Genomic DNA, 23,057 nt, shown 5'->3' with positions numbered 1-23,057 from the left:
CACCCCCCTCGTTTTTTATCTTTTTTTATCCCCCCCCCCCTTAGTTTTTTTTTATATAATTTATCCTTCCCCCCGGGGGGAGAGGGGGGGAGGGGTGGGAGAGGCGGGGGTCAGCGGGGGAAGTAGCGGTCTAGCAGGTCTGTGCGGAACGTGCCCTTGGGGTCCAGGTCCGTTAGGAGGGCGGCGAAGTCGGCGTGCCTCGGGTAGCGGGTGGACAGCTCGGCCGGGTCGGTGACGAAGACCTTGCCCCAGTGTGGGCGGGGCGCGAAGGGCGCCAGGCGCTCCTCCACCGCGGCCACCACGGGCAGCACCGCGGCGGTGTCGTCGACCCAGGTGAAGTGCAGCACGAAGCTGTCCCGCCGGTAGTTCGGGCTGAGCCACAGCTCGTCGGCCGCCACGGTGCGCAGCTCGGACACCAGCAGCACCGGGGCGATCAGGTCCGCCACGTCGTCCAGCGCGGCGAGCGCGTCGGCCGCCGACGTACGCGCGACGTGGTACTCGGACTGCAGTTCGTCGCCGCTGCTCGGGGTGAAGCCGAGCTTGAAGTGCGGCAGCCGCTCGTGCCACGGGCCCGGCTCGCCGAGCTGCGGGGTGCAGTTCTCTGCCGGCATCCCGAGCACCGGGTGCCGGGGCTGGTCGGCGGCGGTGGTGCCCAGCCAGTCCGCCGGGGGCGGCGGCTGATCCGCCAACTGTTTGCGCCACACCTCACGCAGTCGGGGCGTACGGAAGTCGGTGAAGACACTCACGCTGTACGCCGAGCCGAGCGCCTCGTCCAGCGCCGCCCGGTCAAGGTCGAGGCGGACGTACTGGCGCAGCGCGAAGGTCGGCACGACGTCCAGGGTGACGCGGGTGACCACGCCGAGCGCGCCGAGCCCCACCACCATGCCGGCGAACCCGTCGGTGTCGCGGTCGACGCGGAGCAGATCGCCGTCGGCGGTGACCAGCTCCAGGCCGGCGACCGCGCTGGCCAGGTTGCCGTGGGTCTGGCCGGAGCCGTGGGTGGCGGTGGCCACCGCGCCGGCCACCGAGATGTGCGGCAACGAGGCGAGGTTGGCCAGCGCGTACCCCTGGGTGTGCAGCTGTCGGGCCACGTCGCCGTAGCGCAGCGCGCCGCTCACGGTGACCTGCCCCCGCTCGGGGTCCACCTCGACGACCGGGGGCAGCCCGGCGAGGCTGACCAGGTCGCCGTCGGTGTCACCGAGACGGTTGAAGGAGTGCCCGCTGCCCACTGCCCGGATCCGGCTGCTGCCGGCGACGAGCCGGCGCAGCTCGTCGACGGAGGTGGGCCGGTGGAACGCCTTCGCGGCGTACCGCACGTTGCCGGCCCAGTTGCGGCGCGGGACGTCAGTGGTCGGCGCGGCGTGCGATCCCTGCGCGGTCATGTGGCGGTCTCCCGATCGGTGCTCTGGTGGTCGGCCAACGCGGTGACGAGGGCGTCCAGAACCGTATCCGTCTGGAACGTGCCGTAGCCACGTTGGGCGATCGGCAGACCGGCGGTGGTGGCGCGTTCGATCTCTCCGCGGGCCGCCTGTCGTGCCGACGCGTCCCCGGACATCAGCGCGTCCTGGCCGCGTCGGATCAGCCGGTCGACCCGGTCCATCTGGTAGCCGCGCAGGCCGACCGGGAGGTCCGGGGCGGCGAAGGCGGCGCGTCGCAACGTGAGCAGGTCGACGAACCGGTCTCCGGCGTGGCGGGCGAGCGCGGCGGACACCTGCTCGGGCTGCTCGCGGACCTGGTCGAGGACGAGCAGCTCGATGGCGGGGCGGCCGTCGAGCGGGTGGCGGCCGGTCGCCAGCTCACCCGGCACACCCTGCACCGGCACCAGCAACAGTCGCGGCGGTGTCGCGTGACCGTCGCGTCGTGGCGGCTCGTCGAGGACCAGCGTGGCGACCTCGGCCCACCGGATCTCCCGGCGCAGGCCAGGCCGCCGGATGCTGAGCCCGTCCGCGTGGATCCCGAACCGGAACGGCCGCATCGCGCTGACCAGCGCCAACGCGCCGAGCGCGATCGCCCCTACCGCGATGATCGTTCGTAGCAGGGCGCCGTCGCTGGGATAGACCAACAAGAGCACCCCACCGAGTACGCACACCAGGGCGAGCGCACGGGCCCCCCGATTCCGGCGCAGTTCCACGCTCGGACCCCCGTTTCATGACCGTGGCGTCGGTCCCGACATCTTCCGCCAGACCGGGCACCGAGGACACCGGTCGATCGGGCACGGTTGTTCTCGTCGTCGCCGGGGAACCCTACGCCCATGAGCAGCTACCGCGATCCGGCCGCACGAGGTGACGTCTTCCCCTCCGAGGAGGAGCTGGACCCCACCGGCACCGAGGTCGAGCAGGCCAGCGCGCCGCCGGCCGGTGGGTTTCCGAGCCACCCGTCGCCCACTCCCGGTCCTCGACCGACACCGGCGCCCGCGCCCGCCCCGACGCCGGTGCCGGCACCCGGCCCGCCACCGCGCGTTCCCGGCGCACAGTCGATCGTGACCCGCCACCTGGACGGCTCGGTGGAGGTGGTCACCGACCTCGACGGTGACGGCGTCGCCGACGTCGTCCAGATCGATGTGGACGGCGACGGCATCCCGGACATCACCTACGTGGACACTGATCATGACGGGCGTCTGGACACCGTGCTGGGCGACCCGACCGCGCTCGGGACGGGCGCCCACCGTGCCTGACCGGAGGCGCGGTCGACTCAGAGCTTCGTCATCACCTCGCTGGCGACCAGTTCCAGGTGCTCCAGGTCGCTGAGGTCCAGCACCTGGAGGTAGAGCCGCTCGCTGCCGATCTCGGCGTACCGGCCGATGGTGTCCAGCACCTCGGCGGGCGTCCCGGCCAGACCGTTGGCCCGCAGCTCGTCCGGCTCACGGCCGATGGCGGCGGCCCGGCGGGCCACCTCGGCGTCGTCGCGCCCGCAGCAGAGCACCAGGGCGTTGGACCACACCATCTCGGCCGGGTTCCGGCCGATCTCGGCGCAGGCCGCGCGGACCCGGTCGAACTGCGCCGCCGTGTCTGGCACCGAGGCGAACGGCAGGTTGAACTCGTCGGCGTAGCGGGCGGCCAGCCGCGGGGTGCGCTTCGGGCCCGTCCCGCCGAGCAGGATCGGTGGACGCGGCTGCTGCACGGGCTTGGGCAGGGCCGGCGAGTCACGGACCGGGTAGTACCTGCCGTCGTGGTCGAACCGCTCCCCCGCCGGCGTGGACCAGAGGCCGGTGATGACGGCGAGCTGCTCCTCCAGTCGGTCGAACCGCTCGGCCAGCGGCGGGAACGGGATGCCGTACGCGCTGTGCTCCTCGGCGTACCAGCCGGTGCCGATGCCCAGCTCCACCCGGCCGCCGCTCATCTGGTCGACCTGCGCGACGGTGATCGCCAGCGGGCCGGGCAGTCGGAAGGTGGCGGCGGTCATCAGGGTGCCGAGCCGGATCCGGCTGGTCTCCCGGGCCAGGCCGGCGAGTGTGGCCCACGCGTCGGTGGGGCCGGGTTCGCCGCTCACGTCACCCATCATGAGGTAGTGGTCGGACCGGAAGAACGCGCCGTAGCCCGCGTCCTCGGCGCAACGGGCGACGGCGAGCAACTGGTCGTAGCTGGCGCCCTGCTGGGGCTCGGTGAAGATCCGAAGTTCCATGATCCGAGCATAGGGAGCCGGTCGGCGGTGCCGCGCCGGGACGCCGCCGATAGTCGTATGCTTTGACAGTCATATGAACGAGGAGGCATATTGGGGAGGTGTCCACCGACGCCTTCACCGTCCTGGCCGAGCCCACCCGACGCAGGATTCTCGACCAGCTCCGCGACGCCGAACGCAGCGTCGGCGAACTGGTCGACGGGCTCGGGGTCAGCCAGCCAGCCGTCTCCAAACACCTGCGGGTGCTTCGCGACGCCGGCTTCGTCACCTGCCGGACGGCCGCCCGACAGCGGATCTACCGCCTCGACCCCGGCCCACTGCGGGAGATCGACGGCTGGCTCGACCCGTACCGGCGGCTCTGGACCCGACACCTGGACGCCCTGGAACGGCACCTCGACAGTCAGGAGCAGTGAATGGACCGCGAAGCGTTCCACCCGAGCCCACCCGCCGACGTGCGCGCCGAGCCCCACGACGGCGGCGCGACTCTCGTCTTCGTCCGCGACCTGCGGCATCCGCCAGCCACCGTCTGGGCGGCACTGACCGACCCGGCCCAGCTCGCGCAGTGGGCGCCGTTCCTCGCCGACCGCGATCTCGGCAGTGCCGGCGCCGCCGTGCTCACTCTCGTCGACGGCGAGACCACCCAGCAGGACCCGGCGACGGTACGCCGGGCCGAGCCGCCGCACCTGCTGGAGTACACCTGGGGCGACGACCTGCTGCGCTGGGAGCTGAGCCCGCAGGGCAGCGGCACCCGGCTCACCCTGCGGCACACCCTCGCCGACCGGGGCATGCTGCCGATGGTCGCGGCCGGCTGGCACCTCTGCCTCGACGTGGCCGACCGGTTGCTCGACGGCGACCCGGTCGGCCCGATCCGCGGCGCGGAGGCCAAGGACTTCGGCTGGCCCGAACTGCGCGACGCGTACGCCGAACGGCTCGGCGAGGGCTGACCGGCGCGGTCCCGGCGGCCCCGGAGACCGGAGCCGCCGGAAACCGGTCAGACGTACGGCCGCCTGGCGTACGCCTCGCGGAGCGCGGCCAACCCGGTCGCCTTCGGCGTCAGGGTGCCCCACCCGGAGTTGAAGTAGTTGGTGCGCACGATCCGTGGCCCACGCTCGGCGTTGAGCTGGGCGATCGCCGCGGGCACTGTGGCGATCCAGGCCGCCTGGTTCGGGATCTCGGCCGACCTGACCCCCCACTCTGCGATGATCACGGGCCGGGACAGCGCCACCGGGCCGAGATCCGCCACCGCCCAGTCCTTCGTGCGGCGGAAGCGGGCCAGCGCGGTGTGGCTGGCGTTGGTGGCGTACGCGTTCCACTGGAGATAGTCGAGGCGGGACATCAGCGACTCCGGGTGGGTGCGCTGGAAGCAGGCTCGGTCGAAGCCGCCCAGCCCCACCGAGAAGGTCGTCCCGGCGGGCAGCGTCCGCGTCTTGAACCAGGTCAGGATGTAGTTCACGGCCTGCACCGCCCGAGCGTCCGACTGGGCCCAGGTGTACGCCGTGCCGGCCTCGGTGGTGCCGAACTCGTGGTCGGTGTCCAGCTCGGAGGCGAGCTGGATGTTCACTCCGAAGCCGAGCGTCCGGTACTGCGACAGGGCGCGGGCGAACAACCCGTCGCACTGGCCGCTGGTCACCTGGTTGTAGCCGTATGCCCTCGGCCAGGTCGTGCCGGGTCGCTGTTGGATGGTCATCGACGGCGCCGGCACTGTGTAGGTGGTGCCGTCCACGGTGAAGGTCTGCGGCCCGGTGTTCGGGGCGCCGTAGTGCTTCAACTCCAGGACCATGTTCATCTGTATCCCCGCCTGGCCCAGCGTGATCAGCCAGGGTCGGTTGTAACCGGGGAAGATGTAGCCGTCGGCAAAGCTGCGGTACTGGGTGAGCGACCGGAAGTTGCCGCCGGCCATGTCGGCGGTCGGATCGGCGCCACCGGACAGGTAGTAGCCGCCGAGCACGGGTTGGACCAGGCTGTAGTCGGCGGTGGCCGTCGCGGTGTTGCCGGCGGCGTCGCGGACCTGGACGGTTACCCGGGGCATCACGCCACCGACCGATGGACGGCCACGGAGCCGTTGTCGGAAGCCCGGGTCCAGACACGCCCGGAGTTGTCGGTGACGGTCACGGTGAGCGGGTCGATGACCGCCGTGACCTTGACCGGCGCGCTGCTGTTGCCCTGCGCGTCGGTGACCACGATGGTGACGGTCAGCGGTTTGGTGTCGGCGTCGGAGTAGGTGACGGTCAGCAGCATCTGGTCACCCGGCGCGAAGACGGATGCGTTCAAGGCTGCGGTCACGGTGGGAGCGGCCATGTCGGGCCCTCTCTTGCTCGGTCGCCAGGGCTCCGGCGCGCGGTTGAGCGACGTCGGACCCGGCGGGGTCCACAGTGCGAAAGGCCGGTGGGGCACGGGAACGGATGGCACGACCGGTGGGCGGCGTCGCCTGACTGCCGGCGGTGCTGACGTCCTTGTCCCGGTGGGCGGAGGCACCGCTGCGGGCGCCCGCAGGGGTGTCGGTGACAGCCACGGCCTGTCGTACGCGCGATCGGTGGCAGCTGTGCCGCGACCGCCGCGGCTTCGAGGCCGGGCTGGGTGAGGGCGGCACCGGTGGGAACGATGTTGTCCCCGCCGGGCCGGAGGATCGGGATGTGGCCCGCCACCCGTCTACCTCCACCTGCCCCAAGGGTGCTCTACCAGGGGCTTTACCGTCTTGTCCGGTTTACGACAACGCCCGGCGGGGCGCGGCGCGACGGTTACTCGGGCGTCGCGCCCCGCACGGCCCAGGCCCGCGCGGTGAGCCGGATCGACAGGTCCGGCTCCACTGGCAGCCGGGTCGCCAGCAACTCCCGTAACGCGGCTCGTTCGGTCTCGGCCAACGTCGCGACGTACGCGGGCGCCGACCCTTGGCCGCCGAGGAACGGCGTCCAGTAGTCGGCGAAGTCGGTGAAGGTCGTCGGCACGTCGACCGGCCAGACCGACACGTTCCGCAACCCGGCCCGCTCCCACAGCGCGCGGAGCGCGTCGGGCTGGCACACGGTGGTGCGTCTGCCCTCGTCCCGCTCCACCGAGACCGGGTCGAGCTGTTCGGCGGCGGCCCAGAAGTGCCGCATCATGGCCATCCCCTCGGCGTAGTCCCAGACGTAGGCGGCCACCACCCCCGCCGGCCGGACCACCCGGGCCCACTCCGCCACCGCCCGCGCGGGCTCCGGCACGAAGTTGAGCGTCAATCCGCTGACCAGCACGTCCGCGACACGATCGGGCAGCGGCAGCGCCCGGGCGTCACCGACCTGGAAGGCCGCCCGGGGGTCGGTGACCCGGGTACGCGCGACCGCGACGAACCCCTCCGACGGGTCGATGCCGGTCACCCGGACGGGATCCGTGCGGGTAAGGATCGTCGAGGTCAGCGCCCCGGTGCCGCTGCCCACGTCGAGCCAGTGCCGCCCCGGCGGCACGGCCAACCCGCGCAGGAAGTCCACTGCGACCAGGCGGCTCCACCGACCCACGTACGCCTCGTACGCGTCACCGTTCGCCCACACCGGCTGCGCCATGCCGGAACGATACGACAGGTCAGGGCTGTCGATGCTGGCGTTCAGTCGAGGTGGTCGGTGGGGGCGGTCTGGAGCAGCCAGGCCAGCGGCGGCGCCGACCACCGCACCCGAAGGCTCAGCGACGCCGTCGCGCCGGGTCGAGGAGGGCGGGCGGGGTGTCGAACTTCTCGTGTGCGGCAAGGTCGACCCCCGGCGCGACGATGGCGTCGATCGCGTCGAGCACGTCGTCGGGGAGCACGGTGTCCGCGGCGGCGAGCTGGGCGTGCAGGTGGTCCATGGTGCGGGGGCCGATGATCGCGCTGGTCACGGCCGGATGGGCGGTAACGAACCCGAGGGCGAGCTGGATCATGCTGAGCCCCGCCTCGTCGGCGACGGTGGCCAGCCGCTCGACGGCGTCGAGCCGAGCCTGGTTGGCCGGGACGCTGAGGTCGAAGCGGGCGGGCAGGAGCACCGAGCGGCTGGTGGTGATCTCCCGGCCGGCACGGATCGCGCCGGACAGCCAGCCCGAGGCGAGCGGGCTCCAGGCGAGCACTCCGAGCCCGTACTGCTCGGTCACGGGCAGGACGTGCGCCTCGATCCCTCGTTGCAGGATCGAGTAGCTGGGCTGCTCCGTCACGTAGCGGCTCAGGTGGTGCTCCCGTGCGGCCCACTCGGCCTGCACGATGCGGTACGCGGGGAAGGTCGAGGAGCCGAAGTAGCGGATCTTTCCGGCCCGTTGCAGGTCGGTCAGCGCCGACAGGGTCTCCTCGTCGCTGGTGGTCGGATCCCACCTGTGGATCTGGTAGAGGTCGACGTGGTCGACGCCGAGACGGCGCAGGCTGTTGTCCAACTCGGTGACCAGCCAGCGGCGCGAGCTGCCCCGCTGATTGCGCTCGTCGCCCATCGGCATGCCGGCCTTCGTGGCCAGCACGATGTCGTCGCGGCGGCCGGCGATGGCCTTGCCGACCAGCTCCTCCGACTCGCCCTGGCTGTACATGTCTGCGGTGTCGATCAGGTTGATTCCGGCCTCCAGGGCGGCGTCGACGATCGCCGTCGCCTCGTCCTGGGTGGTTTGCCCGAGTTTGCCGAAGTTCATCGCGCCGAGCGCGAGGGTGCTGACCTGGACGCCGGTGCGCCCCAGTGTGCGGTACTGCATGGCTGTTCCTCCACGGAAGGGTGAGGTGGCACTGGGCCCACCCGCTCTGGCATCCTGAGCAAGTGGAACCTTGTTCCGCTAAGAACAATACGGAACACAGTTCCGTTTGCCAAGCCGAGTGATGGGGGTAACGGCACGGTGGCCGACATCGACAGCGGATCAGGACGGTCGACCCCGCGGAAGCGGGCCGACGCCCGGCGCAATGAGGCGACACTGCTGGAGGCCGCCGCCTCGACCTTCGTCACCTCGGGCGTGGACGCGCCGGTACGCGACATCGCCGCCCGGGCCGGCGTCGGTGTGGGCACGATCTACCGCCACTTCCCGACCCGGGCCGACCTCATCGTGGCCGTCTACCGGCACCAGGTCGAGGCCTGCGCGGAGGCCGGCCCGGCGCTGCTGGCCGCCAGCGGCACACCGCACGCCGCCCTCGCCCAATGGATCGACCTCTTCGTCGACTTCCTGGTCACGAAGCACGGCCTCGCGGAGGCGCTCCAGTCCGACAACGCCGCCTTCGAGACGCTGCACGCCTACTTTCTGGACCGCCTCGTGCCGGTGTGCGCCCAACTGCTCGACGCCGCCATCGCAGCCGGTGAGATCCGGCCCGACGTGACCGCCTTCGAGTTGCTGCGCGGTGTCGGCAATCTCTGCATCGGCGCCGGCGAACCCCGCTACGACGCGCGTCGCATGGTCGAACTCCTCGTCGCGGGGCTGCGCCAACGCCAGGGCGCCGGGCCGCGATAACTTATCGATCATGGTGGACTGGGAGCTTCGGCCGGCCTCGGTGGCGGACGTCGAGGCGGTGGCGGAGTTGCGGGCGGTCGTGCTGCGGGCCGATCTGGAACGGCTCGGGCGGTACGACGAACGGCGGGTGCGGCAGCGCCTGCGGGACGGTTTCGCACCGGCGTACACCTGGGTCGTCGAGGTGGACGGCGCGTTCGCCGGCTGTGTGGCGCTGCGGCCCGACGCGGACGCCCACTGGTTGGAGCACTTCTACCTGGCCCCGCGACTACAGGGCAGTGGTATCGGCACGGCCGTGCTGCGCGACCTGCTGGACCGCTGCGACCGCGCCGGCACCCTGGTCCGGCTGAACGTGCTGCGGGGCAGCCCGGCCCGGAGGCTGTACGAGCGGCACGGATTCACAGTCGACGCCGAGGACCCGGTGGACGTTTTCATGGTCCGCGCGCCGAGGACGATCACCGCCGAATCTCGGGCAGTGTCAATGTAGCGTTGACAGATGGCGTCGGAGCTGGCTCGGTTGGCGGAGGTCCGCGCTACCCGCGCTCGCCACGACACCCGCGTACCGGATGGGTTGCCTGGAAGGCCAGCCGGCGGTCCGCGTCGGCGGCGATGTGGTCGAGGATGTCGTCGAGGTCCAGGAACACCGACCACCGCTCGCGGCCGGTGGCGTCGGCCAGCCGGTCCACGAGCAGCTCTTCCAGGTCGGTGACCCGCTTTCCCTTCCACACCTTGTCGGCCACGCTGACCAGCAGGTCGTCAACGCCGATGCCGTCCTGCTGCCAGGACGCGTGGTCACGCGCGAACCGGGCGAGCGCCTCGGAGACACCATGCCCCAGCAGCAGCTCGTAGCCGGCGGGCTCGTGGGCGGATCCGGGCCCGGACAACTCCTCCGGGTGCCGGACCTTGCCGATGTCGTGGGTGGCGGCCCCGAAGAGCACCGCCTCACGGTCGAACGGAAGCTGCGGGAACCTTTCCGCCATCGCGTCGGTCAGCTGCGCGGCGACGTCGTGCACCGCCCGCAGGTGCGCGGCGAGACGCGGCGGCGCGTGCAGCGCCTCCAGCAGGGCCACGACCCGGTCGGGCAGGGGCCGGAGCGGCGGGTCCGCGGGTGTGGTGAGAGCGCGGAGCAGGGGGTCGGCGGTCACCGCGCCAAGGGTACGGCCACCGCCGGTGGTCCCCCTGGGCTCAGCGCACCAGTCGGAAGAAGGCGCGCAGGTCGGCGACCAGCAGTTCCGGCACCTCGAGCGCGGGAAAGTGCCCGCCACGGTCGTGCTCCTTCCAGTACCGAAGGTCCGGGTAGCGACGGGTCGTCCACCGTCGGGACGGTCGGGGCACTTCGGCGGGAAAGATCGAGGCACCGACGGGTACGCGAACCTGCGCGGCGTTCTCACAGCTGATCCAGCCGGACACCCGGTCGATGCTCTCCGTGTACAGGCGTGCCGACGATGCCGCAGACCGGGTCAACCAGTACAGCGTGACCTGGTCAAGGATCTGGTCACGGGTGAGGCCGTGGCCGTTGGGGTCGGTCCAGCTGAGCAACTTCTCGCCCATCCACGCGCACAGGCCGGCCGGAGAATCCAGCAGGGCGTACCCGACGGTCTGCGGCGCGGTGCGGTGGGCTTCGGAGTACGCCGACCTGGATCTGCCGCGTTCGTGCAGCTGAGCCAACGCTTCGCGTTCGGCATCGGTGAGGTCGTCGGGGGCGGTCGGATCCGGGCCGACCAGCGGTGGTACCAGATGGATGCCCGCCACGTGCTCGCCGTCCAGGGCACCGATGGTGCTGGAGATGCTGGTGCCCCAGTCGCTGCCAGCGGCTCCGTAACGGGTGTAGCCCAGTGCCGCCATGATCTCCGCCCACGTGGCGGCTATCCGTTCGATGCCCCACCCAGGGTGGACGGGTTTGGCGCTGAAGCCGTATCCGGGCAGCGACGGGATCACCACGTCGAAGGCGTCCTCGGCGGTGCCGCCACAGCTCAGCGGGTCGGTGAGCGGCATGATCAGGTCGACCAGTTCCAGCACCGAGCCGGGCCAGCCGTGGGTGAGTACCAGCGGCATCGCACCCGGATGCGGCGACCGGGCGTGCAGCACGTGGATCGTCAACCCGTTCACGGTGACGAGGTACTGCGGGACCGCGTTGAGCCGCGCCTCGACGGCTCGCCAGTCGTACGCCTCGGCCCAGTAGCCGCAGAGGCTCTGCACCTCGTGCAGGGGTATGCCGTGCGCCCAGCCGGGTGCGGTCGCCGCCTCCGGCCAACGGGTACGCGCCAACCGGTCGCGCAGATCAGCCAGCTCGGAATCCGGCACGTGCACCCGGTAGGGCTGAACCTCGACAGGCATGCGGCTCCTCAGCTGCCAGACGCCACCGCGGTGAGAGCGCGGCGCAGGGGGTCGGCGGTCACGGCGGCAAGGGTACGACCACCTGGCGCGCCCGGGACCGTTCGCGGGGCAGCCGGAACCGGTGCGGCTTGGCTACGCTCCCCCGCACCCAGGGAAGGGGTTCCATCGGTGAGACATCGGCTGCGGCAGGTCGCGTTGGTTCTGCTCGGCGCGGCGCTGTTCGGCACGGTCGGTCTGAGCCTCGGCTCGTGGTACGCCGGACGCGGCACCACGCCAGTCAGGTTCGACCAGGCACGGCGCATGGCGGCGGAACTGCTTCCCGGCAGCGAACCAGTCGCGACAGGGGAGGGCGTGGTCCCCACCTGGCAGGGCCTGCTGGCGCATGGATTGACGGAGCCGGCGTGGACGATCTGGCCGGCTCTCGCTCCCGTGCTGGTGCCGGTGGCGCTCGTGCTGTTGTGGGCCGGGGTGATCTTCTACCCGGGTCGACGGGAACCGAGCCGAGCTTCCACCCCGAGCGCGAGCCAGCCCTGAGCCGTCCGGCTGGATACTGTCTAGCCATGCCGCTCAGTCCGGACGAGGTCGAGGTGTTCGAGCACTCCAGGGCCCGCCTGGAGGCGATCGCCTATCGCCTGCTGGGCTCGGCCAGCGACGCCGAGGACGCCGTCCAGGACACCTTCCTGCGTTGGCAGGGCGCCGACCGGGAACACGTCGAGACGCCCGAGGCGTGGCTGACGAAGGTCCTCACCAACGTGTGCCTGAACCAGCTGACGTCGGCGCGGGCCCGGCGGGAGACCTATGTGGGCACCTGGCTGCCCGAGCCGGTCCTCCCCGGGGATCGGATGCTCGGTCCGCTCGACACCGCCGAGCAGCGCGAGTCGGTCTCGATGGCGGTGCTCACCCTGCTGGAGCGGCTGTCGCCCAACGAGCGCGCGGTGTACGTGCTGCGGGAGGCCTTCGGCTACTCGCACGGTGAGATCGCCGAGATCCTCGGCATCACCGAGTCGAACTGCCAGCAGACCTACCGGCGTGCCAAGCAGCACGTCACCGCCGAACGGGCCCGCGCCCAGGTCGACCAGGCCACCGCCCGGAAGATCGTCGCGGAGTTCCTCACGGCGGCCAACAACGGCGAGATCCAGCGGCTGGTGGAGTTGCTGACCGACGACGCGACGAGCACCGCCGACGGCGGCGGCAAGATCCCGGCCCGGGCCGCGCCGATCGTCGGCGCACTGGCGGTGGCGAAGTTCCTGCGTGGCCTGTTCAAGCCGGCCGACGTCAAACGGGACCTGGTCGGGGGCAGCCCCGCCCTGCACGTCACCACCGCCAACGGCGCCCCGGCTGTGGTGGTCGTGATCGACGACCGGGTCATCGGCGTGATGTCGCTGGAGGTGACGCCCGAGGGCGTCACGGCCATCCACAACCAGGTCAACCCCGACAAGCTCGCCCGCGCCACCCGGCAGTGGTCCGCCTCCGAGCACGAGGAACCCACCCTCCACGTCTGGTGACCCAGGTCATAGCCACAGCCTGTCAGGAATCGCGTCGGTGTCCGGTTCAGGAAGCGACCACCAACCGAGACAGGAGTGCCACCATGAAGCACCGCATCGTCGTCCTCGGAGCGGGGTACGCCGGAGCCATGGCCGCCGGGCGCCTCGCCAAGCGCCTGCACCCGAACGACACCGAGATCACCGTCGTCAACGCCGAGGCCGACTTTGTCGAGCGGGTCCGCATGCACCAACTCGCCGCCGGGCAGGACCTCACACCACGTCCGCTGAGCGAGATCTATGCCGGCACCGGCGTCACGCCTCGGCTGGCGCGGGTCACCGCCGTCGACGCCGACCGCAGGACCGTCGCGCTCGCCGACGACCACGGCACCGACGAGATCACCTACGACACGCTCGTCTACGCCCTCGGCAGCGCCACCGCCGACCACGGCGTCCCCGGGGTCGCCGAGCACGCGTACGACATCGCCGGCCGGCCCTCGGCGCTGCGGTTGCGCGACCGCCTCGCCCACCTCCCGGCCGGCGGGACGGTGCTCGTCGGCGGCGGCGGCCTCACCGGCCTCGAAGCGGTCACCGAGATCGCGGAGGCCCGGCCGGACCTCGATGTCGCGCTCGCCGCCCGCGGCGGTCTCGGCGACTGGCTCAGCGCCAAGGCGCAGCAGCACCTGCGCGGCGTCTGCGACCGGCTCGGCATCACCGTCCACGAGCACACCGACATCGCGCGGGTCGAGGCGGCCGGTGCGGTCACCCGCGACGGTCGGCAGATCCCGGCCCAGGTGACCGTGTGGACGACCGGCTTCGCCGTCCACCCCATCGCCGCGGCCACGACCCTGGCGGTCGCGGAGACCGGGCAGATCATCGTCGACGCGTCGATGCGGTCGGTCTCACACCCCGAGGTGTACGCGGTGGGCGACGCCGCGATCGCCGAAGGACCGGGCGGTGCGCCACTGCGGATGTCCTGCGCGTCGGGCATCCCGATGGCCTGGCAGGCCGCCGACGCCATCGCCGCCCGCCTGACCGGTCGGGCGAAGTTCGCCAAGGCCCCGCTGCGCTACTTCAACCAGTGCATCAGCCTCGGCCGGCGCGACGGCATCATCCAGTACGTGACCGCCGACGACCGGGCCAAGCCGTCCCTCCTCACCGGGAAGCTCGCGGCCCGCTACAAGGAGTTCGTCTGCACGGGCGCGGCCTGGAGCATCGCGCACCCGGTGCTCTACCCGGTCCGCCGCCACCGGATCGTCCCGACCCGAACGGAGGTCCGCACAGCCGCGTTCTGACCGTCCCTGCGCCAGCCCGTAGCTGTCGCAATGGCGGCGGAGCATGTCAGCTGTCACCGTAGTGGTATCGGCAGGCGATGATCTCGACGTCACCCTTGGTGATTCGATACACCAGCCGGTGTTCACGATCGATCCGGCGGGACCAGAATCCGGACAGCTCTCCCCGAAGGGGCTCCGGTTTTCCAATGCCTTCGTACCCGTTGCGGATTATGTCAGCAATGAGGTCATTGATGCGCTTTATCAGCTTCCGGTCGGTATGACTGAGGTACTGCCTCCACGCAGTCGTGGTGAAGACCAATCTCATGCGACGTCTCGCACAGTTGCCGGGTCGATCAGGTCGCGCTCGGCCACATCATCGCCCTCCAGCTCTGCCATCGATCGACGCAGGGCGGCAGCGTTGCTCGGGCTCCGCAGGAGGTATTCGGTTTCCTTCATCGACTCGTACTCGGCGAGCGGCACGATCACCACTGGCTCGTGACCTGACCGGGTCACCACCACTTCCTCCGCGTCGTTGATGACGCTGTCGAGTTCGGCGGCCAGGTTTTGCCGAAGCTGGGTGAAGTTCACGGTTCGCATGACCACCTCCGGGTGAGTACAGAAAACTGTACCTCAACCTGACGGTTCTCTGGTGGCTGCGGGCCGAACTCGATGTCGACGACCAGGCACAGTGCGGCGGTCGGGCGGGCCGGATTCCCGTTGGGAGCGGCCCGCCCGCACTCGCCCCGGAGCCGGCTATCCGGCGTGGCCCCAACCGGCCTGAGCCGGCGCGGCCATCCAGGTGGCGGCCAGGATGGCGCCGACGGTCGCTGCGTAGATGAAACGACGAATTCGCATGAGTCTCCCTCTCAAGGGTGCGTGCTGCCGTTTGAATAGGCGACAGCGTTGACGGATGGTTGGAGGCCCCCACATGTCGCAAAACTCGTCACCCAATGTCGTTCGCCGGCGTCCTGGATGATTGGACGTCAGCGTATTGACGCCAGTTGGGATTTCGCTACGGTCGATGCCTGTTCCGAACGGCCGCGCGCCCGTCCGGGCTGCTCACGGGCCTGTTCGAACCTGTTCGGGGGCACTCACGCCGACGACGTCTGCTCCACCAGTTGCACCAGCACCAGCGCCGTCCTCTTGTCGGGTTGCACGGAAGCGGTGCGAATCAGGTAGGTGCCAGCAGCCACGTCCACCGTGAGGTGGGTGGTGTGCTCCAGCCCGTCGCCGGTGTAGCCGGAGTCGAACAACTCGGCCGGCCCACTTGTCGTCCATGTGCCCGCGTCTTTCCAGTCGGCGATCTTGAGCGCCCGGGGAACGAGGCGGACGACCTCCGCCTCGGAGACAGCGTAGATCCACCGCACGAAGATCCGCCGGTCCGGGAGGTACGTGGTGGAAGCCGGTTCGTCGGCCAGCACAAGCGCCTGGGTGGCGCCGACATCCAGCACTCCGACGTAACCGTCGACCTGGCAGGCCCGGCCGTAGTCACCCCAGGAGTCATCGTCGTCCACCGACGCGCCCGCCCACTCGCCGAGCGCCGACGTCGGCACGACGATGAGCGGCCCGCCGCCCGAATCGACCCACGGCAGCTGACTGACCGGCCTGCGCGTACGAGCGAGGACGCCGGCCAGGTCGGTCATGTCGGTCACGATCGCGTCGGCACCGGCGGCGGCGAGGCGTTCGGCCTTGCCGGGCTTGTCGGCGTACCCGACACAGGCGACACCGGCTGCTCGGGCGGCGGCGACGTCGGTGGTTGAATCACCGACCAGAACAGCGGCATCGGGTGCGACCTTCAACGCCTGCAGGGCCTGCACAACCGGCACCGGGTTGGGCTTCAGCAGATCGGGATGCGCGCCTCGCCCGATGACGGCACCGAAGTAGCGGGCCCGGTCGCGGCGTCCGAGGTAGGTGCCGATGGCGGCGGCGGAGTTGTTGCTGACGATGGCGAGGGGCCGCCCGGTCGCCAGGCACGCCGCGACCACGTCGAAGGCTCCGATCGTCGTCTCCGCGGACGCCGCGGCCTCGACCTCCGCCGCCTCCAGGGCCGCACCGACGACGCCGACCAACTCGGGCGCGAGCACGGCGGTCGCGCGGAACAGCTCCAGCGGGTCGTCCCCGTCGCGCAGCTCATCGGGCAGGACGACACCCCGGCTGAGGATCAGCTGACGCAGGTCGGCGGCGATGCGCGGCGCGGCCCTGCTGCCGAACAGGCGGCAGATCGGACCGTCGAAGTCGACGAGTACGACTTCGGCCCGCTCGACGACGTCGGCGAGCGGATCGTGTCGCCGTTCTGCCTCGGTTGTCACCATGTGCTCCCGCAGGCCGTCTTCGCCGTCAAGGCTGCCGATCCTAGACACCGCCGGCGGTGCTCGCCGCTCGACCGCCGCACATCTCAATTCGACGAGCCATCCAGCTGACGTCATTCGTCAACGGCCCTGCTCCGCCGGTGCCGACACTCCCGACGACCGCAGGGTGTCATAGGGCTGACAGCCGTACGTCTCGCGGTACGCCTGGGCGAACCGCCCGGGATGGGTCCAACCCCAGCGTCGGGCCGTCTCCGCCACGGTCTGCCCCGGCTTGGCGTGTTGCAGATCCCAGTGGGCCTGGCGTAATCGGACGGCACGCAGGAACGCCATCGGACTCTGGCCGTGGTGACGCTGGAACGCGACCTGTAACGCGCGCTGGCTGACCTCGCAGGCTTCGGCTATCCGACCCACGGTCAACGGGACCGCGGCATGCGCCTCGATGAACTCGGCGGCCCGGCGCACGATCGCGCGGCCCACGCCAGCCTGTCCGGGCAGATAGTTGATGGTCATTGTGGTGTTCGGGAACACCGCGATGGCGGTGGTCGCCACCAGGTCCACCAGGCCGGCTCGGGCCAGCGGACTGGCAACCACCGCGTCGACTGCGAGTTGTCGCCGGACGAACGCCGTCATCGACTGCCAGAGCAGGGCCATCGGCGGGGAGAGCGGCGTCATCGTGGTGAAGTGGAAATTCGCGGCGGGCAGCCCGGTTCGAGCGGAGGCGGTCGCCGCGACCCGCTGCATCGGCAGCCGAACGAAGACGGATGCCAGGTCGTCGATGAGGTGAATTGCGCCCACATCCGGGTAGCGGCCGGTCGTGCCGGGGCCGAGGCGCAGTTCCTCGTCGTTGGTGCGCACCGCGTACCGGCCGTGCGTCACGGTCGTTACGGCCAGATCGGCATAGGGCAGCGATTCGCTGCGGCTGCGCATGGTGTAGCGAATATCACCGATCTCCAGCTCGTCGGCCCGCACGATGGCTTGCCGATAGCGGAATCGGGCAGGCGGCCCGGAGATCCGAACTCGGTGTTCTCCGAACCTTTCCGCGATCAGATGGTGCGCTCGTTCTGGGTCGTCGGTCTCGACGACATCCAGGGTCACAGGCTCCTGCCCGTCAGGGTTCCCCGTCCACGGCATGGGCCGTCACCTCCGTCGGGCCGCTAATCCGGGCCCGAACTGATTGAACGTGATACCCAGCGGTACGCAACGGCCTGTCGATGACTTCCGGAAGACGGCAGCAACGTCCGCTGTCGACACGACACGCCGATGTCGTGATCCGATCCGCTTCCCGTACAGGGCTGGCCGTTTCGCGAATGACGGGTCGCGCGATGGTTCTCTACCAGGCCACAATCGAGGCGGTTCACGTCGCGCGCCCAGGCTGCACCGCTGCGGCCTTCCGGGTGAGTGAAATGACTGTGGCTTTGTGGTTACACGTTTCCTGTGCCGAAATTGTCGGGTTCTTGACTCTTCAGCAGACGCAGCCTCTCCCGCTCACCAGCCCTAACCTCAGCGTGTCCGAGCCACTCACCCTGGCCCGGCCCATTCGGCCGGCCGATCGGGGTCCGCGACGTTGCGACCCCGGTCGGCCGGTCCCGCATCTGTCCCCGCCGGCCTGGTCAGCGCAGCCAGGCCGGCGGGACCGGGTGCCGCAGGATCTCGGCCAGCTCGTGCTTGTGCGGGTCCGGGTCGCCGTCGAGCCAGGCGTGGGCGTGGAAGCCGGCGGAAGGCGCGCTGACCCCGATCACCACGGTCCGCGGCACCCCCCGCTCGGCGAACCAACGCTGCCGTACCAGCGCGCTCTCCAAGCAGTTGCCGCCGCTGCGGCCCAGCGCCCGCCGGACCAGCAGGTCGGTGCCACCGGGTGGGGGCGCGGCGAGGCGGACCGCCCCCAGCCCGCCCCTGGCGAGTTGGCGGCGCACTCGCCGGCTGGCCAGCATCGTCCACGCCACCAAGGCCACCCCCAGCGGCCCGTGCCAGCGGATCAGCCGGGCCACGGCGCGCAGACGGGCAGCCATCACGACCGCCGCCGCGCTGTCCGCAGATCCCGCAGCGCCCCGGGCAGCCGCAGGACGTGCCAGCCGATCCGCCGGGCGTACGCCCACAGCAAGCCCCACCGGCCGCGACGCGCCCCCGCGTCGATCTGCAGCAGGTGGACAGGTGGCGGCAGCACCCCCCGGGCGAGTGACCGCAGGACATGCCGCGGCCCGGACAGCTCCGTCAGGCGTGCCAGGGCGACGGAGGTGGGGCTGGCCAGGCGTGCGGCGAGCCACGCCGACGACGGTACGGACGTGGACGACAGCCCGAGGCGAGCCGCGACCACCGTGCCGGCCGGCAACACCCGCAGCCCGACGGCGAACGCCAGCGTGGCGTCGCAATCGGCGGCGAGTCGACCGGCCGCCTCCCAGGTGGACGGGGGCAGGACGGCGAGCGCGCGGACCAGGTCCCGGGCGGGTTTGGCGAACCCGCCCGGGCTGGCGGCGTGCAGCGCGGCCAGCAGGGCGGTGCCGACGTCGTCGGGGATGAGGACGGTCCCGCCGGCCAGGTCGAGGGGTTCCGCCTGGGCGCGCAGCAGGTGCCACAACGCGTCGTGGTCGCCAACCCCGGCGAAACCTCGGTGCAGGTCGACGGTCAGCGGCAACGGGCCGGGGGCGGACCAGGGCTGCTCGTGCCAGTCGCCAGCGGCGTCGTACAGGTCGGCGGGCAGCTTCATCCGGTAGCCGGCGTCCTGCAGGATGTCGCGCACGGCGGAGATGGTGGCCGGTGCGACGAGCAGGTCCACGTCGGCGTAGGTCCGGTCGGCGTCGAGCCGGCGGGCCAGGCCGGCGCCCTTGAGCAGCACGCTGTCCACGCCGTTCTGGCACAGCACCTCGCTGGTGGACACGGCCAGGGCGTCGAGGGTGAGACAGCGCAGGGCGAGGCCGGAGGTGGTGTTCACGACAGCGCCCGGGCCGGGACGAGCATGGTGTCGAGGAGTCGGTGCGTGGCGTCGAGGGCCGCCCAGTCGCGGGTGCGTTTCAGGTCGTAGCCGGGCCGGCCGGCCAGCGTGAGCAGCGCGTGCAGCCCGTACGCGGATTTGATTGGCATGTCGTCTCTCCTGCGGACACAGAATGTGCGGCGGGGCGTGCGCGATCGGCGCCGGGTGGGTGGGGGCACGGCGCGAGGCGAATGGCGGCAGGCACGTGGACGCGCCGCAGTACCCGGGCCTTGAGTGAGGACGCATCCGAAGTGGAATTGTGCGTACAGGAATCTAGCATCTTGAGGTACCACGTTTTGCCTGTTCAGGACCGTTTCGCTGGTCCCGCTCGGCGGGTTGTGGCCGGTCCTGTGCGGAACGTGGCCGGGTCGCGCCTGGCTTCGGCGTTGCTCTCACCTCACCGAGGACCGCACGCATTACGACCGCGTACTGGCCACGCCGGCACGAGACGCAGAAGGCTGATCACGTCGGCCGAGGCTTCCCATCGTTGATATGAGGGGCAGCGTCTTCATTTTTATTCGCTCGGCGACCTGCGGTCGCCGAGCGGACGCATCCGGCGGGCGCCGCTCGGTTTGGCACTGAGGGAGACAGAATGCGACGGGACGTCGAAAGCGGGGCTCCGACAGTTCGGCACAGGTTCGTCACCCACGATGTCTCCCAGGCCCACGACCTGATCCGGCAGAGATGCGCAGGGCTGGAGCTTTCGCCGCAGGGCGTCGCCGACCAGTTCACGTACCGAGAGGACGGGGTCGACGTCGGTTCGATCCTGGCGACGCGGGTGCAGTGCAGCGTGGACGTCGAGATTCGTCTTGAGCCACTGGCGGACCTGCTGATCGTTGCGATGGTGAGCGGGCGGGCCGAGGTACGCGATGGCCGGGACGAGGTGCGGACCAGCCCCGGTCAGGTGCTTCTGCAACAGCCCGGCCGCCCTCTCGTCAACACTGGCCACAGTTTCGATCTCTACAGCATCAGCCTGAACCTGGCCATGGTGATCGAGGCGGCCACCGAGCGGACCGGAATCGACCCCGGCGACTTCCGGTTCGGTGCGATGACACCCGTGTCGGACGAGATGGGCCAGTTCTGGTACCACACCGCGGCTCATCTCTATCGCCTCTTCACCGGCCCTGCGGAGCCGCTGCAAAGCCCGCTGGTGATCCGTGCCGCCACCGACCTGGCCGCCACTGCCGCGCTCGCCGCCTTTCCGAACTCCGCGATGACAATGTCCTACCGGCTGGACGCCAGCCCGTTACCAACCGGCCCGGTACGCCGCGCGGTGTCGTTCATCGAGACACATGCCGGCGAAGCGGTCACCGCCACCCAGATCGCCGACGCCGCCCGCGTCACGCCTCGCACCCTGGGGACGGCGTTCCGCCGCCATCTGGGCACCACTCCGATGGCGTACCTTCGCCGGACCCGGCTGGACCGGTCCCACCAGGACCTGCTCGACGCCGATCCGACCACGGGGGACACGGTGGCCGCGATCGCGCACCGCTGGGGCTACGTGCACCCGGGCCGGTTCGCGGCCGACTATCGGGCGGTGTACGGCCGCTCTCCCACCGACACCCTGCACTCCTGACCCGGCCCGGGCCTGGCCCACCTGGCCACCACGTGCTCCGCGCGGCCGAGCCGTCCTCGGACGGCTCGGCCCGCCTCTCGGAGCGTCAGGGAGTCACCCGGGTAGCCGGGCCGTCGCCTGGCAGACCTCCCGCGTCGCTGTCCGATTCCACCGACGGCAGCGGGGTGGTCCCGAGGACGCCGCCGTCCCTGGAGTACGCGGTGAGAGTGGCCGGCTGGTCCGGCGGCACCCGGGTGGTGCCGGCGTTCGTCGCGTCGACGGCGACCGTGGCCGGGGGTGCGCCGCCGACCGTCACCGTGACGCGGGCCGCGTCCGGCGGGGCGATCACCCGCACCTCGCCCGTGGGGGGCCGGGCGCCATCCTCGGTCCGGACCCGCCAGCCGATCGGTCGCTGATCGGCGCCGTCGGCCGGCAACAGCAGCCGCAGGTCGGTCGACCAGCCGGTCCGGTCGTCGCCGTGCATGGCGTACGCGATCACTCCCCCGCCGGCCGGCTGCACGGTGAGCAGCGCGGCGGCCCGGCCGTGCTCGCTGCCCGACCACCGCACCCGTACCGTCGTGCCGGCCGCCGGGAGGTGGCTGTCCTGGAGTGCCGTATGGACGAAGTTGCGGAGGTTGGCGTCGTCGAGCGGCGTACCTCGGGCGGGTCGCCGAGCGGCGGTGACCAGGGCGTCCATCTCCGGCCCGGTCCGATCGAGCCCGGCGTACGGGCCGCCGCCCAGACCGCCCTGGAAGAACACCTGGTCGCCGCGGCTGACCCGGACAACAGGTTCGAGCGGAAGCGGTTCGGGAGGCAGGACGGCGAACCCGACCCCACTTCCGTCCGCCCTGGCGATGTCCTGGTACTCCACAGTCCCCCTCGACGTGTATCGAGGGTCGCCACTGATCGACACGGTGGATTCGGCCGGACCGACGACGACCGCGAATCCGGCCTGGCCGGGGAATGCCTGCATCAGCGTCATCACCGGGTCGTCGTCGCCCTCGCTGTGGCCGCCGTACCGCATCTGCTGGGCGTCGGCCCCGGCCGGACCCACGTACCAGACAAGTGCCTCCCTGGTGAGCAGGCCGAACCGCAGCGGCACCGCGACCAGCGCGACCCGGTGGCCCGGCTGGTCACTGCCGTAGATCAGACGGATCCGGCCGCGATCGCCGACCTTCCAGGCACCCAACGGGGCGTCGATTCGCACAGCCGAATCGGTGCTGATCCGCGCCCGGAGCGTGTCCAGCCAGGCCCGATCCCCGGCCAACGCGCCCCGTGGGGGCGCGTCGAGCAGCGCCGTCGGAGTGGCGGCGACCGCGATGCCCGGTGCCCATCCGGGAAGGGGAACCACGTTGGTCTGGACCCCGACGAGCGCGACCCCGACCGCGGCGGCCAAGGCCGTCCGGATCAGCCGCGTCAGCTGGTGGTGTCGCTCGCGGCGCGCGAACGCAGGCCATGGATCCTCGGGTACGCCGACCCCGTGCGCGGCCGCCCGTAGCGCGGGACTGAGCGTCGAACGAGCGAAGCTTCGGGTCATGCCAATTCCTCCTCGAGCCGTGCCGGGGACTGTGCGGTGGGTGAGGCGAAGTCGCTGCGCAGTCGGGCCAACCCGCGCGACGCCTGGCTTTTCACCGCGCCGACGGAGCAGCCGAGAACCTTTGCGGTGTCCGCCTCACTGAGGTCCTCGAAGTAGCGCAGCACCAGCACCGCCTGCGTCCTGGGCGGTAACCGCCGTAATGCGGCGAGGAGCAGTTGCCGCTGTTCCACCTGCACGTACGCGTCATGCGTCGGCTGACTGTCGGAGGTCAGCAGCGGCACCTCCAACGGTCGCCGTCGACGCCGCCAGGAGATCGCCGTGTTGACCATCGCCCGGCGTACGTAGACCTCGGGCGCGTCCCTGCGCAGCACCCGCCCCCAGCGCCGGTGGGTCTTCTCCAACGCCGACTGGGTCAGGTCCTCGGCTGTCCCCCGGTCGCCGGTCAGCAGGTAGGCCGTCCGGAGCAGCGATCCCCACTGTCGTTGGACGAACAGCCGGAACTCTTCGTCGTCCTCGTGCCGACTCACTCCACCTCCAGGTCGCGTCCACCTCGCGTCTGAGTGCGGACACAG

At 71.1% G+C, this 23,057-nt stretch carries 27 protein-coding genes; 9 read left to right on the top strand and 18 right to left on the bottom strand.

The window, feature by feature from the left end; genetic code table 11:
• Window positions 1-110: 110 nt before the first annotated feature.
• The gene (locus ACLQ3B_RS00990) at window positions 111-1,382 is read right to left on the bottom strand and encodes an FAD-binding protein (protein WP_425776513.1); all 1,272 of its coding nucleotides are present in this window, start codon (window positions 1,380-1,382) and stop codon (window positions 111-113) included.
• The gene (locus ACLQ3B_RS00985) at window positions 1,379-2,131 is read right to left on the bottom strand and encodes a hypothetical protein (RefSeq protein WP_425776511.1); all 753 of its coding nucleotides are present in this window, start codon (window positions 2,129-2,131) and stop codon (window positions 1,379-1,381) included. Before ACLQ3B_RS00985 ends, ACLQ3B_RS00990 begins: the two co-directional genes overlap by 4 nt.
• Window positions 2,132-2,251: 120 nt before the next feature.
• Here ACLQ3B_RS00985 and ACLQ3B_RS00980 point away from each other — a divergent pair, with 120 nt between their 5' ends.
• A complete protein-coding gene (locus ACLQ3B_RS00980) occupies window positions 2,252-2,674 on the top strand; it encodes a hypothetical protein (protein WP_425776509.1) in 423 nt (140 codons plus the stop codon).
• Between the two features lie 17 nt (window positions 2,675-2,691).
• Here ACLQ3B_RS00980 and ACLQ3B_RS00975 read toward each other — a convergent pair whose 3' ends face one another.
• Complete coding sequence (locus tag ACLQ3B_RS00975) at window positions 2,692-3,621, bottom strand: LLM class F420-dependent oxidoreductase (RefSeq protein ID WP_425776507.1); 930 nt, start codon at window positions 3,619-3,621, stop codon at window positions 2,692-2,694.
• A gap of 98 nt (window positions 3,622-3,719) precedes the next feature.
• Between ACLQ3B_RS00975 and ACLQ3B_RS00970 the strand changes: the two genes are divergently transcribed.
• Complete coding sequence (locus tag ACLQ3B_RS00970; RefSeq protein ID WP_425776505.1) at window positions 3,720-4,031, top strand: ArsR/SmtB family transcription factor; 312 nt, start codon at window positions 3,720-3,722, stop codon at window positions 4,029-4,031.
• The gene (locus tag ACLQ3B_RS00965; RefSeq protein ID WP_425776504.1) at window positions 4,032-4,562 is read left to right on the top strand and encodes an SRPBCC family protein; all 531 of its coding nucleotides are present in this window, start codon (window positions 4,032-4,034) and stop codon (window positions 4,560-4,562) included. It abuts the gene before it with no gap.
• Between the two features lie 47 nt (window positions 4,563-4,609).
• On the opposite strand, the gene ACLQ3B_RS00960 is transcribed toward ACLQ3B_RS00965, so the two are convergent.
• From ACLQ3B_RS00960 to ACLQ3B_RS00945, 4 genes are all read right to left on the bottom strand, one after another.
• A complete protein-coding gene (locus ACLQ3B_RS00960; RefSeq protein WP_425776502.1) occupies window positions 4,610-5,647 on the bottom strand; it encodes a hypothetical protein in 1,038 nt (345 codons plus the stop codon).
• Window positions 5,647-5,916 (bottom strand): hypothetical protein, encoded by a 270-nt coding sequence (locus ACLQ3B_RS00955; RefSeq protein WP_425776500.1) that lies wholly within the window; start codon window positions 5,914-5,916, stop codon window positions 5,647-5,649. Before ACLQ3B_RS00955 ends, ACLQ3B_RS00960 begins: the two co-directional genes overlap by 1 nt.
• Window positions 5,917-6,356: 440 nt before the next feature.
• Window positions 6,357-7,151: a class I SAM-dependent methyltransferase gene (locus tag ACLQ3B_RS00950; RefSeq protein ID WP_425776498.1), complete on the bottom strand. Its 795-nt coding sequence runs from the start codon at window positions 7,149-7,151 to the stop codon at window positions 6,357-6,359.
• A 115-nt stretch (window positions 7,152-7,266) separates the two neighbouring features.
• Entirely contained in the window at window positions 7,267-8,286 is a 1,020-nt protein-coding gene (locus tag ACLQ3B_RS00945; protein WP_425776496.1) for an aldo/keto reductase, read from the bottom strand.
• 138 nt (window positions 8,287-8,424) lie between these two features.
• Here ACLQ3B_RS00945 and ACLQ3B_RS00940 point away from each other — a divergent pair, with 138 nt between their 5' ends.
• Together ACLQ3B_RS00940 and ACLQ3B_RS00935 are read left to right on the top strand one after the other, a co-directional pair.
• Window positions 8,425-9,027 (top strand): TetR/AcrR family transcriptional regulator, encoded by a 603-nt coding sequence (locus tag ACLQ3B_RS00940; protein WP_425776494.1) that lies wholly within the window; start codon window positions 8,425-8,427, stop codon window positions 9,025-9,027.
• A 10-nt stretch (window positions 9,028-9,037) separates the two neighbouring features.
• A complete protein-coding gene (locus ACLQ3B_RS00935) occupies window positions 9,038-9,511 on the top strand; it encodes a GNAT family N-acetyltransferase (protein WP_425776492.1) in 474 nt (157 codons plus the stop codon).
• A 46-nt stretch (window positions 9,512-9,557) separates the two neighbouring features.
• On the opposite strand, the gene ACLQ3B_RS00930 is transcribed toward ACLQ3B_RS00935, so the two are convergent.
• Complete coding sequence (locus tag ACLQ3B_RS00930) at window positions 9,558-10,169, bottom strand: HD domain-containing protein (protein ID WP_425776490.1); 612 nt, start codon at window positions 10,167-10,169, stop codon at window positions 9,558-9,560.
• 40 nt (window positions 10,170-10,209) lie between these two features.
• Window positions 10,210-11,361 carry an epoxide hydrolase family protein gene (locus ACLQ3B_RS00925; protein WP_425776488.1) on the bottom strand — a complete coding sequence of 384 codons (1,152 nt, stop codon included), beginning with the start codon at window positions 11,359-11,361 and terminating at the stop codon, window positions 10,210-10,212.
• 168 nt (window positions 11,362-11,529) lie between these two features.
• On the opposite strand from ACLQ3B_RS00925, the gene ACLQ3B_RS00920 reads away from it, so the two are divergent.
• The 3 genes from ACLQ3B_RS00920 (at window position 11,530) to ACLQ3B_RS00910 (ending at window position 14,137) form a co-directional block, all read left to right on the top strand.
• Window positions 11,530-11,895, top strand: a complete 366-nt coding sequence (locus tag ACLQ3B_RS00920) for a hypothetical protein (RefSeq protein ID WP_425776486.1) — start codon at window positions 11,530-11,532, stop codon at window positions 11,893-11,895.
• Between the two features lie 26 nt (window positions 11,896-11,921).
• Window positions 11,922-12,866, top strand: coding sequence for an RNA polymerase sigma-70 factor (locus ACLQ3B_RS00915; RefSeq protein WP_425776484.1), 945 nt, complete (start codon window positions 11,922-11,924; stop codon window positions 12,864-12,866).
• Between the two features lie 83 nt (window positions 12,867-12,949).
• The gene (locus ACLQ3B_RS00910; RefSeq protein ID WP_425776482.1) at window positions 12,950-14,137 is read left to right on the top strand and encodes an NAD(P)/FAD-dependent oxidoreductase; all 1,188 of its coding nucleotides are present in this window, start codon (window positions 12,950-12,952) and stop codon (window positions 14,135-14,137) included.
• Between the two features lie 46 nt (window positions 14,138-14,183).
• On the opposite strand, the gene ACLQ3B_RS00905 is transcribed toward ACLQ3B_RS00910, so the two are convergent.
• From ACLQ3B_RS00905 to ACLQ3B_RS00875, 7 genes are all read right to left on the bottom strand, one after another.
• A complete protein-coding gene (locus ACLQ3B_RS00905; RefSeq protein ID WP_425776480.1) occupies window positions 14,184-14,441 on the bottom strand; it encodes a Txe/YoeB family addiction module toxin in 258 nt (85 codons plus the stop codon).
• A complete protein-coding gene (locus tag ACLQ3B_RS00900) occupies window positions 14,438-14,713 on the bottom strand; it encodes a type II toxin-antitoxin system Phd/YefM family antitoxin (protein WP_396791590.1) in 276 nt (91 codons plus the stop codon). Before ACLQ3B_RS00900 ends, ACLQ3B_RS00905 begins: the two co-directional genes overlap by 4 nt.
• Before the next feature lie 494 nt (window positions 14,714-15,207).
• Complete coding sequence (locus tag ACLQ3B_RS00895; RefSeq protein ID WP_425776478.1) at window positions 15,208-16,542, bottom strand: Imm21 family immunity protein; 1,335 nt, start codon at window positions 16,540-16,542, stop codon at window positions 15,208-15,210.
• 3 nt (window positions 16,543-16,545) lie between these two features.
• Window positions 16,546-17,556: an AraC family transcriptional regulator gene (locus ACLQ3B_RS00890; protein ID WP_425776476.1), complete on the bottom strand. Its 1,011-nt coding sequence runs from the start codon at window positions 17,554-17,556 to the stop codon at window positions 16,546-16,548.
• Window positions 17,557-18,035: 479 nt separating this feature from the next.
• Window positions 18,036-18,434: a lasso peptide biosynthesis protein gene (locus ACLQ3B_RS00885; protein ID WP_425776474.1), complete on the bottom strand. Its 399-nt coding sequence runs from the start codon at window positions 18,432-18,434 to the stop codon at window positions 18,036-18,038.
• Complete coding sequence (locus ACLQ3B_RS00880; protein ID WP_425776472.1) at window positions 18,434-19,354, bottom strand: nucleotidyltransferase family protein; 921 nt, start codon at window positions 19,352-19,354, stop codon at window positions 18,434-18,436. Before ACLQ3B_RS00880 ends, ACLQ3B_RS00885 begins: the two co-directional genes overlap by 1 nt.
• The gene (locus ACLQ3B_RS00875; RefSeq protein WP_425776470.1) at window positions 19,351-19,503 is read right to left on the bottom strand and encodes a hypothetical protein; all 153 of its coding nucleotides are present in this window, start codon (window positions 19,501-19,503) and stop codon (window positions 19,351-19,353) included. Before ACLQ3B_RS00875 ends, ACLQ3B_RS00880 begins: the two co-directional genes overlap by 4 nt.
• 482 nt (window positions 19,504-19,985) lie before the next feature.
• On the opposite strand from ACLQ3B_RS00875, the gene ACLQ3B_RS00870 reads away from it, so the two are divergent.
• The gene (locus tag ACLQ3B_RS00870) at window positions 19,986-20,969 is read left to right on the top strand and encodes an AraC family transcriptional regulator (RefSeq protein ID WP_425776469.1); all 984 of its coding nucleotides are present in this window, start codon (window positions 19,986-19,988) and stop codon (window positions 20,967-20,969) included.
• Window positions 20,970-21,054: 85 nt separating this feature from the next.
• On the opposite strand, the gene ACLQ3B_RS00865 is transcribed toward ACLQ3B_RS00870, so the two are convergent.
• Window positions 21,055-22,485: a hypothetical protein gene (locus ACLQ3B_RS00865; RefSeq protein WP_425776467.1), complete on the bottom strand. Its 1,431-nt coding sequence runs from the start codon at window positions 22,483-22,485 to the stop codon at window positions 21,055-21,057.
• Window positions 22,482-23,012 (bottom strand): SigE family RNA polymerase sigma factor, encoded by a 531-nt coding sequence (locus ACLQ3B_RS00860; protein ID WP_425776466.1) that lies wholly within the window; start codon window positions 23,010-23,012, stop codon window positions 22,482-22,484. The genes ACLQ3B_RS00865 and ACLQ3B_RS00860 overlap by 4 nt, the downstream gene beginning before the upstream one ends.
• Window positions 23,013-23,057: the final 45 nt, after the last annotated feature.

This window comes from Micromonospora sp. DT53 (genome assembly GCF_049841535.1).
Lineage (GTDB): Bacteria > Actinomycetota > Actinomycetes > Mycobacteriales > Micromonosporaceae > Micromonospora.
Note: the sequence above shows the minus strand (reverse complement) of the source record. Positions and strands in the feature narration are given on the sequence as shown.

Excerpts from the sequence above, each read along its gene's own strand:
- ACLQ3B_RS00865 (WP_425776467.1), bottom strand. The coding sequence starts at position 22,485 with ATGACCCGAAGCTTCGCTCGTTCGACGCTCAGTCCCGCGCTACGGGCG.
- ACLQ3B_RS00890 (WP_425776476.1), bottom strand. The coding sequence starts at position 17,556 with ATGCCGTGGACGGGGAACCCTGACGGGCAGGAGCCTGTGACCCTGGAT.
- ACLQ3B_RS00895 (WP_425776478.1), bottom strand. The coding sequence starts at position 16,542 with ATGACGTCAGCTGGATGGCTCGTCGAATTGAGATGTGCGGCGGTCGAG.
- ACLQ3B_RS00915 (WP_425776484.1), top strand. The coding sequence starts at position 11,922 with ATGCCGCTCAGTCCGGACGAGGTCGAGGTGTTCGAGCACTCCAGGGCC.
- ACLQ3B_RS00955 (WP_425776500.1), bottom strand. The coding sequence starts at position 5,916 with ATGGCCGCTCCCACCGTGACCGCAGCCTTGAACGCATCCGTCTTCGCG.
- ACLQ3B_RS00905 (WP_425776480.1), bottom strand. The coding sequence starts at position 14,441 with ATGAGATTGGTCTTCACCACGACTGCGTGGAGGCAGTACCTCAGTCAT.
- ACLQ3B_RS00975 (WP_425776507.1), bottom strand. The coding sequence starts at position 3,621 with ATGGAACTTCGGATCTTCACCGAGCCCCAGCAGGGCGCCAGCTACGAC.
- ACLQ3B_RS00950 (WP_425776498.1), bottom strand. The coding sequence starts at position 7,151 with ATGGCGCAGCCGGTGTGGGCGAACGGTGACGCGTACGAGGCGTACGTG.
- ACLQ3B_RS00960 (WP_425776502.1), bottom strand. The coding sequence starts at position 5,647 with ATGCCCCGGGTAACCGTCCAGGTCCGCGACGCCGCCGGCAACACCGCG.
- ACLQ3B_RS00945 (WP_425776496.1), bottom strand. The coding sequence starts at position 8,286 with ATGCAGTACCGCACACTGGGGCGCACCGGCGTCCAGGTCAGCACCCTC.
- ACLQ3B_RS00875 (WP_425776470.1), bottom strand. The coding sequence starts at position 19,503 with ATGCCAATCAAATCCGCGTACGGGCTGCACGCGCTGCTCACGCTGGCC.
- ACLQ3B_RS00965 (WP_425776504.1), top strand. The coding sequence starts at position 4,032 with ATGGACCGCGAAGCGTTCCACCCGAGCCCACCCGCCGACGTGCGCGCC.
- ACLQ3B_RS00910 (WP_425776482.1), top strand. The coding sequence starts at position 12,950 with ATGAAGCACCGCATCGTCGTCCTCGGAGCGGGGTACGCCGGAGCCATG.
- ACLQ3B_RS00925 (WP_425776488.1), bottom strand. The coding sequence starts at position 11,361 with ATGCCTGTCGAGGTTCAGCCCTACCGGGTGCACGTGCCGGATTCCGAG.
- ACLQ3B_RS00980 (WP_425776509.1), top strand. The coding sequence starts at position 2,252 with ATGAGCAGCTACCGCGATCCGGCCGCACGAGGTGACGTCTTCCCCTCC.
- ACLQ3B_RS00990 (WP_425776513.1), bottom strand. The coding sequence starts at position 1,382 with ATGACCGCGCAGGGATCGCACGCCGCGCCGACCACTGACGTCCCGCGC.
- ACLQ3B_RS00935 (WP_425776492.1), top strand. The coding sequence starts at position 9,038 with ATGGTGGACTGGGAGCTTCGGCCGGCCTCGGTGGCGGACGTCGAGGCG.
- ACLQ3B_RS00885 (WP_425776474.1), bottom strand. The coding sequence starts at position 18,434 with ATGGCTGCCCGTCTGCGCGCCGTGGCCCGGCTGATCCGCTGGCACGGG.
- ACLQ3B_RS00900 (WP_396791590.1), bottom strand. The coding sequence starts at position 14,713 with ATGCGAACCGTGAACTTCACCCAGCTTCGGCAAAACCTGGCCGCCGAA.
- ACLQ3B_RS00870 (WP_425776469.1), top strand. The coding sequence starts at position 19,986 with ATGCGACGGGACGTCGAAAGCGGGGCTCCGACAGTTCGGCACAGGTTC.